Source organism: Xenorhabdus indica (assembly GCF_014467235.1).
GTDB classification, from domain to species: Bacteria; Pseudomonadota; Gammaproteobacteria; order Enterobacterales; family Enterobacteriaceae; genus Xenorhabdus; species Xenorhabdus indica.
This window is the reverse complement of the sequence record NZ_NKHP01000002.1, coordinates 265721-278690: the sequence shown is the minus strand read 5'-3', so window position 1 is coordinate 278690 and position 12970 is coordinate 265721. Positions and strand designations below refer to the sequence as shown.

Genomic DNA, 12970 nt, shown 5'->3' with positions numbered 1-12970 from the left:
TCCGAGGTCTTGAGATTTTCAGTCAGCTCAGCGTCAAAAATTCATTTCCCAATCCCCACCGGATACGACGCAAACAAATACCCATCAAAATTAGGATCATCCACATCGGATAACTCAAGCAAACTCTGTTTCACATTTTCTAAATGTTGCCACATTGTTTGCTTCGCTGCCGCGGGATCTTTTTTGATCATAGCCGCCAAAATTGCCTGATGATCACTCAGCCACGCTTTACGATAGTCAGTATTGGTAATTCGGCTATGTAGTTTCATCCACATAGGGTTATTCTCACGCCATTCCCAAGATTGCTTAAGTAATTCAACCAGCATACTGTTATGCGTTGCCTGCGCGATGGCTAAATGAAATTCCCTATCACCGGATTCACTTGCTCCCGAAATCAGATCTTTTTTCTCTTTTTCTAATGCATTGCGCATATTGGCAATATCGACCGGAGTCACCTGAAGCGCTGCAAACTCAGCGATATTACTTTCCAATAATTGTCGCGCTTGTAATAACTCAAAAGGCCCGGCGGCATTGATAGTCGTATCGCTTGGATAAGAGCATGGCAGTTGGATGAGATAAATACCTGAGCTTTTGCGTACTTCAATGAGGTTTTCCAATTCCAGTACAATTAACGCTTCACGAATAAGGGTACGAGAAACGCCGAACTTTTCTGCAATTTCACGTTCTGTAGGTAAACGATCACCGGGAGAATAATCCATATCTATAATCATCTGACGTAATGATTGAGCTACTTCATGATAGGGACGCTTGGGGTCTGCAAAGTTCATCATTAATGCCGCCGTAAGGTAATGTACTTAAGTGGAACGACTAAAAATGATGTTATTCTAAGACATCAATGCCAGAAATATAACCACCTATTCTTGTTGCAACAGCGGGTCTTGAGAGAAAATCATTCTATTTTACGCACTCTATTTACCATTTCGAATAATTTCGGTTGAGTTTTAGCAATATCGTCATACATGGGGTTAACCGCCTTTTGAAAAAGGGTCTTATCCACGACAATAAACTCAACACCTTGTTTTTCTGCTTTTGCACGCTGTTCCTGTTCTGATTTCTCCCAAAGTTGAATCATGTATTTTGAGGAGTTCAGCGCTGCTTTTTTTACAATCTCTTGCTGTTCAGTGGTTAATTTATTCAACGAGTTGTTTGATATTAACAGAACATCAGGGATCATCGTATGTTCATCCAGGGAAAAGAATTTTGTCACTTCACTATGGCGGCTTAACGTGAAAGAAGTCATGTTGTTCTCAGCCGCATCCACAACCCCTTGTTGCAATGCGGTATAGAGTTCACCATAAGCTAATGGTGTTGGACTCGCTTTTAACCTTTTCACCATTGTAATGGCCGTCGGACTAGGTTGTACGCGAATTTTCAAGCCTTTTAGATCTTCAGGCGTTCTAATCGGTTTTTTCGCATAAAAACTGCGTGCACCTGCATCATAGTAAGTGAGGCCAATAAACCCGATATTTTGACTTGAATCGAGGATTTCTTTACCGATATCACTATTGATGACGTGTTGATAGTGCGCTTTATCACGGAATAAATAGGGCAGGTTAAAAATGGAATAAGCCGGAGAGAAGGCTTCTAATTCTGCCGCATTGGATTTAGCAATATCTAAAGCGCCGTTTTGCATCAACTCGATGGATTCACGTTGGTTGCCCAATTGAGAATCAGAATAGATGCGAATACGGACTTCCCCGTTGGTTTTTTCTTTCACTTCATTAGCGAACTCGGTCATGGCTTTATGGACGGCATGGTCTCGGTTCTGGTTATGGCTAAGTTTCAGTGTCGTCACGGCGAAAGCCTGAGATGCGCTCAGCATAAGCATTACGCCAGTCGCCATACTGACTATACCTAAAACCTGTCGTTTGTTGTTCTGCATGATTGGTTCTCCAGAGATGAAGATAGGTTTTTGTTATTTTCTCATTTGGGTAAATAATAATCAGTTTTTCACATGTTAGGCAAAGATCAAAATTGGTATTCCAATATCACAAAAATAGATGTTATTGGTTTACCTTTTTTGTTTTGTGATCTATTACTCTCTTTTTCAGATACTTATTTCAATGTCTTTAGTGCGATCAGTATAGATTATAATTTCTATGTGGTCTTTTAGTTGGTAAACCAAAATGACAGGAATGGGATAAATGAAAAACTTTGTAGAGATGACCAATAAAAGTTTGGCGTTTTTTACCATCTGCCTGCTGGCCTTTCTGGTTTTATGTGTGTCATGGCAGGTGATTTCACGTTATGTCTTAGATGCACCGAGCACTGAGACAGATGAATTAGCACGTTATCTTTTTATGTGGGTCGCAATGATTGGCGCTGCATATACCACCGGGCAACATCGTCATCTTGCTATCGAACTGTTGATGATGAAATTAACAGGAATAAAGAAAAGTATTATTGGCCTGATTATTCAGGCAGCAATTATTTCATTTTCTTCCATTGTGCTGCTTTATGGTGGCAGCCTGCTTGTTTTATCGACACTGGAAAATGGTCAAATCACACCTGTATTAGGCTGGCAGATGGGATACATCTATTTATGTTTGCCTGTTAGCGGAATATTGATGATTTTCTATGCGCTTGTTGATGTGATCTCAATTGTTCAGCATTTTTCTGGTCAACCACCCGTTATGTCTGAGAATCATTCACTTGAAAGATGAAGGGTAGATAAGAGGTTAGAGTATGGATTGGTCTGTCATTGCCGCACTCTTTGGCACATTTGCACTATTACTGGCATTGAGTGTCCCCGTTTCTTTTGCAATCGGCTTATCTTCGTTAGTCGCCATTACGATGACATTGCCGCTGGAATCTGCGATCACGGTTGTCGCACAGCGTATGGCTGCGGGAGTCGATAACTTCTCTTTATTGGCGATCCCGTTCTTTATCCTTGCTGGAAATATGATGAATCAAGGCGGGATAGCTGCACGTTTGATCAATCTGGCTAAAGTGATAGGCGGCCGTTTGCCGGGATCATTAATGCACGTCAATATCATGGCGAACATGTTGTTCGGGGCAATTTCAGGCTCGGCCGTAGCATCCGCGGCTGCGGTCGGGGGAACAATGGCGCCGATGCAGAGAAAAGAAGGCTACGATCCTGAGTTGTCTGCTGCTGTAAATATCGCTTCTTGTCCTTCTGGTTTGCTGATCCCGCCTAGCAATACCTTGATTGTGTACTCGCTGGTTTCGGGGGGAACCTCTATTGCTGCCTTGTTCCTGGCAGGTTATATCCCCGGCATTATTATGGGGATTTCACTCATGGCCGTGTCTGCCATTATTGCCAAGAGGAAGCGCTATCCTGTTTCACCCCGGCCAACCTGGAGAGAATTTTTTGCTACAGCGTGGCAAGCAATACCGTCATTAATGCTCATTGTGGTGATTATGGGCGGGATTATTGCCGGGATCTTCACGGCGACAGAGGCATCAGCTATTGCCGTTCTCTACAGTTTTATTCTCGCAGTGATTATCTATCGTGAAGTGAGTTTCAAACAACTGCCCAAAATTATTCTTGATTCTGCCGTGACCACATCGATTGTTTTACTGCTGATTGGTGTATCAATGGGCATGTCCTGGGCGATGGCCAATGCTGATCTGCCGTATCTGATTGCGGATGCGTTGATGATGGTGTCTGATAATCCGCTGACCATCTTGCTGGTCATTAATATCATCCTGCTAATTGTGGGGACCTTTATGGATATGACACCTGCCATTTTGATCTTCACACCGATTTTCTTGCCTGTTGCGATGAACATGGGGATCGATCCTGTTCATTTTGGCATCATTATGACGTTTAATCTGGCCATTGGAATTTGTACTCCGCCCGTAGGCAGTGCCTTATTTGTGGGTTGCTCTGTGGGGGATGTGAGCATTGATAAGGTACTGAAGCCACTGCTCCCGATGTATGTTGCGCTGATCTCGGCGCTGGCGCTGGTGACATATCTGCCGCAATTGAGTTTATGGTTACCTGAATTAGTCTTGAATTAGTTATAGGGGGAATGATGAAACAAACCTGGCGTTGGTATGGGCCTGAAGATCCTGTTTCATTAGCGGATATCCGTCAGGCGGGAGCAACAGGGATTGTGACGGCATTACACCATATTCCTAATGGTGAAATCTGGCCTATCAAGGAGATAAAACAGCGTAAGGCACTGATTGAAGCCTGTCAACTTGAGTGGACAGTTGTAGAAAGTGTTCCCATTCATGAAGATATCAAGACGCATACCGGGGAGTACGATCGATGGATCGAAAACTATCAACAAACCTTGCGTAACCTCGCTACTTGCGGGGTCAAAACAATATGCTACAACTTTATGCCTGTTCTGGATTGGACACGTACTGATCTTGAATATGAATTACCTGATGGCTCAAAAGCATTGCGCTTTGATCAAATCGAATTTGCTGTTTTTGATATCCATATTTTGCAACGTCATGGCGCAGAGAAGGCGTATTCCGATGATGAAATTGTGCAAGCACAATCACGCTTCACTTCAATGACGGAAGAAGAAAAACAAAAACTGACAAATACGATCATCGCTGGTCTGCCTGGTGCAGAGGAAGGTTATACCTTAGAACAATTTCGCCAACACTTAAAACGTTATAAAGGAATTGATAAGGCCAAATTGCGTGAACATTTTGCTTATTTCTTGCAAAAGATCATTCCGGTTGCGGAGGAAATCGGCATCAAAATGGCCGTTCATCCTGATGATCCCCCTCGTGAGATCTTAGGCCTGCCACGCATTATTTCTACAATAGAGGATATGCGTTGGATAGCCGAAACGATAGACAGTGATGCCAATGGTTATACGATGTGCACCGGATCTTACGGTGTGCGCGCGGATAATGATTTGGTGAAGATGATCAAATCATTTGCTTCCCGTATCTATTTCCTCCACTTGCGTTCAACTGTACGTGAAGAAAACCCATTCACGTTCCACGAAGCGGCACATCTTGCTGGTGATGTAGATATGTATGAAGTGATCAAAGCGGTTGCGGAAGAAGAGCATCGCAGGTTGGCAATGAGTGAAAATCACCTTATTCCAATGCGGCCTGATCACGGTCATCAAATACTTGATGATTTGAAAAAGAAAATTAACCCCGGCTATTCCGCAATCGGCCGTCTGAAAGGGCTGGCTGAAATTCGTGGCCTTGAGCTGGGTATCCATCGTGCCATGATGGAAAAAAATCTTGTCACTGCGATAACCTCAGTCCCATGCCCTCACTGGACAACCGAACGCCTGACTTCCCGTATTGTGCATTTAGGCTGCGGTGCATTCCATCGTGCGCATCAGGCGCTTTATACCCATCACGTATTAGAACAAACGGACAGTGATTGGGGATACTGTGAAGTGAACCTGACGCTAAACGGTGTTTCACTGATCGAAAATCTTAAAAAACAATCCATGCGCTATACCGTCTCAGAGAAAGGGCAGGGAAAAACCACATTAAAAATTATTGGCTCAATGAAAGAAGGGATGCACCCGTTAATTGATGGTACTCAGGCAATTATCGAAAAAATGGCGAACCCTGATGTCGCAATCATCTCTTTAACAATCACTGAAAAAGGCTATTGTACCGATGCTACAACAGGGCGTTTGGATCCAAATAATGAATGGATTATTAAAGATATTGCTAATCCTGCTGTGCCGAGATCAGCCATAGGATATATCACGGCGGCATTAAAATTGCGTTTTGAACGAAGCCTGCCTGCCGTGACGATTTTATCGTGCGATAACGTCCGGGAAAATGGGCATGTTGCCCGTGAGGCCGTGTTAGGTCTGGCACGTTTGCAGGACAAAAAATTGGCACAATGGATAGAAAAGCAAGTGACATTTCCCTGCACGATGGTGGATCGCATTGTGCCGGCTGCTACACCAGAAACGTTAACCGAAATTGCCCAACAGCTAGGTGTTGAAGATCCGTGTGCTATTGCCTGTGAACCTTTCCGTCAATGGGTGATTGAGGATAACTTCGTGAATGGGCGTCCAGATTGGGATCGGGCTGGTGCACAATTTGTGGATGATGTGGCGCCATTTGAAATGATGAAATTGCGCATGTTAAATGGTGCTCATTCATTTCTGGCCTATCTGGGCTATTTGGGCGGCTATGCGTATATCTCCGATACCATGAAAAATGCTGATTATCGTCAGGCAGTGTACGCACTGATGCTAAACGAACAAGCGCCAACACTGTCGATGCCAGAAGATAGCGACTTAATGGCTTACGCGGATAAATTGATTGAACGGTTCACTAACCCTGCGTTAAAACACCAGACAAGGCAAATTGCGACCGATGGCAGCCAGAAATTGCCACAGCGCATGATTGATTCCATTGAATGGCACCTTTTGAGGGGAAGTGATTATCGCTGTTTAGCGCTCGGTGTAGCAGGTTGGATGCGTTATATCAGCGGCGTGGATGAGCAAGGTCAACCCATTGATGTGCGTGATCCATTAAAAGAGACCTTTGCGGCGATTTTTGCCAAATACGATTATTCTGTTGCTGTGGCGGAAGATGTGGTGAAAGAGCTACTGGCAATTGAATCGATCTTCGGTAAGGAATTAGCCAAAAACCGTGACTTTATCGATAACGTCACCAAAGCCTACCAGAACTTACTCAATGTTGGCGCCCGCCAAGCGGTTGCAGCCCTTTGACCATAGAGGAAATGTAATGAAAACCTTTATGTGTGAAGATTTTCTGTTAAATAATGACGTTGCCCGCCGCCTTTATCATGATTACGCTGCGTCGATGCCTATCTATGATTATCACTGTCATCTCAACCCAAAAGAGATTGCGCAAAACCGCAGTTTCCATAATCTTGGTCAAATCTGGCTGGAGGACGATCATTATAAATGGCGTGCGATGCGTGCGGCAGGAATTGAAGAAGTGCTCATTACCGGTACGGAAAGCAGTGATTACGAAAAATACCTCGCATGGGCGAACACGGTTCCCCTGACGATCGGCAATCCACTTTATCACTGGACACATCTGGAGTTGCGACGCCCATTTGGCATTAACGGAAAATTATTTGGGCCTGATACCGCAGAGGCTATCTGGCATGAGGCGAACGAGAAACTTTCTCAAGGTGAATTTTCAGCCCGCGGCATTATGCAGCAAATGCAGGTACGAATGGCAGGAACAACGGATGATCCCATTGATTCTCTCGAATATCATCAACAGATCGTCAAAGATAAAGACTTTACCATCAAAATATTGCCAAGCTGGCGCCCGGATAAAGTCTTTAAAATTGAGTTGCCAGATTTTTGTGACTATCTCGAACGGTTAGAAGAAGCCGCAGATGTCGCTATCGGGCGTTTTGCTGATTTATTGCAGGCATTAGAGCGTCGTCTCAAACACTTTCAGGATCACGGTTGTGTAGCATCGGATCATGGGATTGAACAATTGCGTTATGCACCGATACCTGACGAAAAAGTGTTAGATATTATTTTGCAAAAGCGCAGACAAGAGCAATTACTCAGTGAATTAGAAGTAGCACAATTCACAACAGCGGTGTTGGTCTGGTTAGGCAAGCAATACGCAAAACGCGGTTGGGTGATGCAAATACATATTGGCGCCTTGCGTAATAACAACACACGTATGTTTAATCGGTTAGGGCCAGACAGCGGCTTTGATTCTATCGGGGATAATCCTATCGCTTACCCATTATCACGCTTGCTGGATGAGATGGATAAAACAGACCAATTACCGAAGACCATCCTTTATTGCTTAAATCCTCGCGATAATGAAGTGATCGCAACGATGACGGGCAACTTTCAGGGCGGAAGCCTTGCGCAAGGTGGGAAAAATCCTGGTGGTAAAATCCAATTTGGATCGGGCTGGTGGTTTAACGATCAAAAAGACGGTATGCAGCGTCAATTAGAGCAACTCTCCCAATTAGGCTTATTAAGCCAGTTTGTCGGTATGCTGACAGATTCACGCAGTTTCTTATCCTATACCCGCCATGAATACTTTCGTCGTATTCTCTGTAGTATGTTAGGGAACTGGGTCGAAAATGGCGAAATTCCCCATGATGAAAAAATGTTGGGGCAGATAGTTCGGGATATCTGCTTCAATAATGCGGAACGTTATTTTCAGGCTGTGAAGGATTAAAAGATGCAGAGGCGGAAAATTGCTCTGATTGGCGAATGTATGATTGAGCTAAATGGCATCCCATTTGGTGCTATGACACAGAGTTATGGCGGTGATGTGCTGAATAGTGCAGTTTATCTGGCTCGTGCTGGGGGCAAGAAGTTTGATGTCCATTTCGTCACGGTGATGGGTACTGATCCCTTGAGCGAAGGCATGATCTCATCTTGGCAGCAAGAGGGAATTAATACATCGTTAGTGTTGCGTGATAATGCACATCAGCCCGGTTTATACCTGATCCAGCTTGATGAAAAAGGTGAGCGCACGTTTCTTTACTGGCGTAATAACTCGGCGGCACGTTATCTCTTGCAGAATCCTGATTATCCCAGATTGCGTCAGCAATTACAGTACATGGATGTGCTCTACCTCAGTGGGATCAGCCTGGCTATTTTGCCCGAACATGATCGCCAATTGCTGCTCATTGATTTGAAAAAGTTATCTTCTGAAGGAAAAGTGATTTTCTTTGACAGTAACTATCGTCCGGCCTTATGGGGAAATAAAACACAAGCCCGTGAGTGTTATCAGCAAATGTATGTTATCACTGATATTGCGTTAGTCACTGACGATGATGAAGCGAGTCTATGGGGCGATATGTCAACTGAAGAAAGTTTTCATCGCCTGAAGAGCATGGGGGTTAAACAAGCCATTATCAAAGCGGGTGAACAGGGTTGTTTTTATCGTGACTTAAGTGGCTGCTATGCCACACAACATATTAAGACTCAACCTGTTACACCTGTTGTTGATACCACTTCGGCAGGTGATGCGTTTAATGCGGGTTTTATCGCGGGGCTGTTAAATGGGAAATCGATTCATGATTCAGCATTAATGGGGCATCAGCTCGCAGGGGTTGTGATCCAACATAAAGGCGCGATTATTCCGCAGACAGTGACACAAGGGATTACCGCTAGTTTTTTTAATTCGAACGAAATCGGAGATGAATTTTATTAAGTATCGTTTCTACACTATTATTATTGGTAATATCGTTCAATTTGAGGTTTGAAATCTATAGATTGAATGTCTTTAATTTCTTGGATTTCTGAATATATTTCTGGATAGTTCTCATCTCTATACCTGATATCTTCTAGTCATGAATAATTTCTATATTTTATTGTAGTGGATGCATCAAAATTCAGGAGTTAACCGATCAAATTAATAGAGATAACATAAATTATATACTTCCTGATAATATTTAATGGAGGTTTATTATGGAAGGTATTTTAAATTTTGTTATGAAATTACATTAATATTTCCTAAATTAGCAAGGATAACAACAAACTATGAACAATATGTCTCTATTGAAATAAGAGAAAGTAGTGAAGGACTTGGTTTTTTGATTTTTAACAATGCAGACAGATATTGCTAATTATCTGTATTGTTTGGAAAGTATCTTTAAGGTATTAAAGAATAAAGTAAGGTTTTTGATTATTCTCATAGAGGGTGATAGCGATCTTAATGATTAGAATTTTAGTAAAAATAATTAATTATAAAATGCATTATTAAAATAATAAAAAATAACTCTAATAAATGAATATCTTATATTATCAGAAAAGCGTTTTGTTTTTGTATGACAATCATTGATATGAAAAAGGCATCAGGATGTTGTGACGAAAGGAGGATATCGGCATCGGTTGGTGGCTTTAGTGAGCAGGGTAATGAAACGATTGAGGTGAAGGAAGGTTTTGATGGTTTGGGTAATTTATTGAAAGAAAAAATATTTTTAGTTTAAAAACTAATCAATAAGAAATCATTTCCAACTGGGTAATTTGGGTTCAGAATGGCATGAAATGTCGTCATTTATGAAATGTTAATAAAAAATGGCTTATTGCCATTATTTCAGCTTTCAATTTCGGCGTACTGCGTTTATTATGCGCGCTTCGTAATTTCAACCGGCGCCACTGGCTTTGAGCTTCAGCGGAGAAATGATGCCTCCTGCTAGCTGACACAGTCTTTTCCCGTGGCGGTTCTATCTGCATTATTCCAAGGGATAGATGATAGCATAAATGACTGAGAATACCTCTCTGATACCGCTCGTTGAACTAAAAGCCTTGAGTAAGGGCTTCGACGGCAAACAAGTTATTTCACAGCTCGATCTGACAATCAATGATGGCGAGTTCTTAACCATTCTTGGGCCATCCGGTTGTGGTAAAACCACAGTACTTCGTCTGATTGCCGGGCTGGAAGATGCCGATAGTGGCAAAATTTTACTGGAAGGGCAGGATATTACCGATATTCCGGCGGAGCACCGTCACGTGAATACGGTCTTCCAGAGTTATGCCCTGTTCCCCCACATGACCGTATTTGAAAATGTTGCCTTTGGGCTACGTATGCAAAAAACACCGGAAAAAGAGATTGCTCCGCGTGTTGAAGAAGCATTACGCATGGTACAGCTTGAAGAGTTTGCTCAGCGTAAGCCCGCTCAGCTTTCCGGCGGGCAGCAGCAACGAGTGGCGATTGCCCGCGCGGTTGTTAACAAACCGAAGGTTCTTCTGCTGGATGAATCGCTGTCAGCGCTCGATTATAAGCTGCGTAAGCAGATGCAGAACGAGTTGAAAGCGCTCCAGCGTAAACTTGGTATCACCTTTATCTTCGTGACGCATGATCAGGAAGAAGCACTGGTGATGTCTGACCGTATTGTGGTTATGCGTGATGGACATATTGAACAGGATGGCACACCCAGAGAGATCTATGAAGAGCCAAAGAATCTGTTTGTTGCCCGTTTTATCGGTGAAATCAATATCTTTGATGCCAACGTGTTGTATCGTGTTGATGAGCAACGCATACGCGCTGACGTGGAAGGTCATGAATGTGACATCTTCACGCCTCTGCCAGTAACCGCCGGACAAACATTGAAGGTACTGCTACGCCCGGAAGATTTGCGTGTAGAGGAGATCAACAATGGTGAGCAGGTGTCAGGTCTGATTGGTTATGTACGTGAACGTAATTACAAAGGTATGACGCTGGACTCCGTGGTCGAGATGGAAAACGGTAAAATGGTTATGGTGAGTGAGTTCTTCAATGAAGATGATCCCGATGTTGACCATTCCCTGAACCAGAAGATTGCTGTCACTTGGGTAGAAAGCTGGGAGGTTGTGCTGGTCGATGAAGAAGACGCGTAAACTATTCCAGAATATTGTCATTACAGGCATGGTTTTTTGGCTGATATTGTTTGTTTTTCTGCCGAACTTGATGATTATCGGAACCAGCTTTCTGACTCGTGATGATGCTAATCTGGTACAGATGGTCTTTTCGCTGGATAACTATACCCGCTTGTTCGATCCGCTATACGCCGAGGTGCTGATACACTCGCTGAATATGGCTATCGTTGCAACGTTGTGTTGTCTGGTGATTGGTTATCCATTTGCCTTTTTTATGGCGCGGATGCCGAAAAAGCTGCGCCCGCTGCTATTGTTCCTGCTTATCCTGCCATTCTGGACGAACTCTTTAATTCGTATTTATGGTTTGAAGATGTTTCTCAGTACCCGCGGTTATATGAATGATTTTCTGCTGTGGACTGGGATTATCGATAAACCGCTGCGCCTTATGTATACCCCCGAAGCTGTGGTGTTGGGTCTGGTTTATATTTTGCTGCCATTTATGGTAATGCCTCTCTATTCCAGTATTGAGAAGCTGGATAAATCTTGTCTGGAAGCGGCACGTGATCTGGGCGCAGGGAAATTGCAGACTTTTGTCCGTATCATCATTCCGCTGACTATGCCGGGTATTATTGCTGGCTGCCTGTTAGTGTTGTTGCCTGCGATGGGGCTGTTCTATGTGGCTGATTTGATGGGGGGGGCGAAAAACCTGTTGATCGGTAATGTGATTAAAAGTCAGTTCCTCAACATTCGCGACTGGCCGTTTGGTGCGGCAACCAGTATCTGTCTGACGCTGGTTATGGGGCTGATGTTATGGATTTACTATCGTGCGGCTAAGCTGCTGAACAAGAAGGTGGAACTGGAATGATCGGACGCCTGTTGCGCGGTGGTTTTATGACTATCGTTTACGCTTACCTGTATATCCCGATTATTATTCTGCTGGTAAGTTCGTTTAACCAGTCACGCTTTGGTATTAGCTGGCAGGGGTTCACGACAGAATGGTACAGCCTGTTATTTAGTAATGACAGCCTGTTGCAAGCCGCAGGGCATTCTCTGACAATGGCAGTTGTTTCCGCCACATTCGCCACGATGATTGGTTCATTAACCGCGGTTGCCCTGTATCGTTATTCATTCCGTGGCAAAAAGTTTGTTAGCGGTATGCTGTTTGTGGTGATGATGTCGCCGGATATTGTGATGGCGATTTCATTGCTGGTGCTGTTCATGCTGCTGGGCGTTTCACTGGGATTCTGGTCACTACTGTTTTCTCACATCACTTTTTGTTTACCGTTTGTGGTGGTAACTGTCTATTCCCGCCTGAAAGATTTTGATGTCAAAATGCTGGAAGCAGCCCGCGATTTGGGGGCGAGTGAACTGACTATCTTGCGTAAGATTATCCTGCCGCTGGCGATGCCGGCAGTCATGGCGGGATGGTTGCTGAGTTTTACCCTGTCGATGGATGATGTCGTTGTTTCTTCATTTGTGACGGGGCCGAGTTATGAAATCCTGCCACTTAAGATCTATTCAATGGTAAAAGTGGGAGTTTCACCGGAAGTAAACGCATTAGCTGCTATTTTATTGGCTATGTCACTGGTATTAGTGCTGATTAGCCAATTTGTGATGCGTGATCGTACGGGTAAGTCTTAACTTTAATTTAAGCGTAGTCACAAGTTGGCTGCGCTTTTACTTCACTAATAACATCATTTTTATCCCAATTAACC

Annotated in this window: 11 protein-coding genes and 1 pseudogene; 10 read left to right on the top strand and 2 right to left on the bottom strand. The window is 43.6% G+C overall.

The genetic code is table 11. The annotated features are described in order from the left end of the window. Positions 1-41: 41 nt before the first annotated feature. Positions 42-791 (bottom strand): FCD domain-containing protein, encoded by a 750-nt coding sequence (locus tag Xind_RS02865; protein ID WP_047679251.1) that lies wholly within the window; start codon positions 789-791, stop codon positions 42-44. Positions 792-910: 119 nt separating this feature from the next. After that, a complete protein-coding gene (locus Xind_RS02860; protein ID WP_187649425.1) occupies positions 911-1903 on the bottom strand; it encodes a TRAP transporter substrate-binding protein in 993 nt (330 codons plus the stop codon). A 262-nt stretch (positions 1904-2165) separates the two neighbouring features. On the opposite strand from Xind_RS02860, the gene Xind_RS02855 reads away from it, so the two are divergent. The 10 genes and pseudogenes from Xind_RS02855 to potC all read left to right on the top strand — a co-directional run bounded on the left by Xind_RS02855 (position 2166) and on the right by potC (position 12896). Then, positions 2166-2684: a TRAP transporter small permease gene (locus Xind_RS02855; protein WP_047679253.1), complete on the top strand. Its 519-nt coding sequence runs from the start codon at positions 2166-2168 to the stop codon at positions 2682-2684. Between the two features lie 22 nt (positions 2685-2706). Continuing rightward, positions 2707-4005 carry a TRAP transporter large permease gene (locus Xind_RS02850; RefSeq protein WP_047679255.1) on the top strand — a complete coding sequence of 433 codons (1299 nt, stop codon included), beginning with the start codon at positions 2707-2709 and terminating at the stop codon, positions 4003-4005. 14 nt (positions 4006-4019) lie between these two features. After that, positions 4020-5201: pseudogene (uxuA, locus tag Xind_RS02845) on the top strand (mannonate dehydratase); the annotation flags it as partial. Then, positions 5193-6668, top strand: coding sequence for a fructuronate reductase (locus tag Xind_RS02840; protein WP_187649462.1), 1476 nt, complete (start codon positions 5193-5195; stop codon positions 6666-6668). The pseudogene uxuA and the gene Xind_RS02840, both read left to right, overlap by 9 nt. Positions 6669-6684: 16 nt before the next feature. Beyond that, on the top strand, positions 6685-8124 hold the full coding sequence (gene uxaC, locus Xind_RS02835; RefSeq protein WP_187649424.1) for a glucuronate isomerase: 1440 nt from the start codon (positions 6685-6687) through the stop codon (positions 8122-8124). A 3-nt stretch (positions 8125-8127) separates the two neighbouring features. After that, positions 8128-9108, top strand: coding sequence for a sugar kinase (locus Xind_RS02830; protein WP_187649423.1), 981 nt, complete (start codon positions 8128-8130; stop codon positions 9106-9108). Between the two features lie 616 nt (positions 9109-9724). After that, complete coding sequence (locus tag Xind_RS02825) at positions 9725-9886, top strand: hypothetical protein (protein ID WP_187649422.1); 162 nt, start codon at positions 9725-9727, stop codon at positions 9884-9886. 274 nt (positions 9887-10160) lie between these two features. Continuing rightward, positions 10161-11276 (top strand): spermidine/putrescine ABC transporter ATP-binding protein PotA, encoded by a 1116-nt coding sequence (gene potA / locus Xind_RS02820; protein WP_187649421.1) that lies wholly within the window; start codon positions 10161-10163, stop codon positions 11274-11276. Continuing rightward, positions 11260-12120, top strand: a complete 861-nt coding sequence (potB, locus tag Xind_RS02815; RefSeq protein ID WP_047679263.1) for a spermidine/putrescine ABC transporter permease PotB — start codon at positions 11260-11262, stop codon at positions 12118-12120. The genes potA and potB overlap by 17 nt, the downstream gene beginning before the upstream one ends. After that, on the top strand, positions 12117-12896 hold the full coding sequence (gene potC / locus Xind_RS02810; RefSeq protein WP_047679264.1) for a spermidine/putrescine ABC transporter permease PotC: 780 nt from the start codon (positions 12117-12119) through the stop codon (positions 12894-12896). The genes potB and potC overlap by 4 nt, the downstream gene beginning before the upstream one ends. Positions 12897-12970 lie beyond the last annotated feature (74 nt).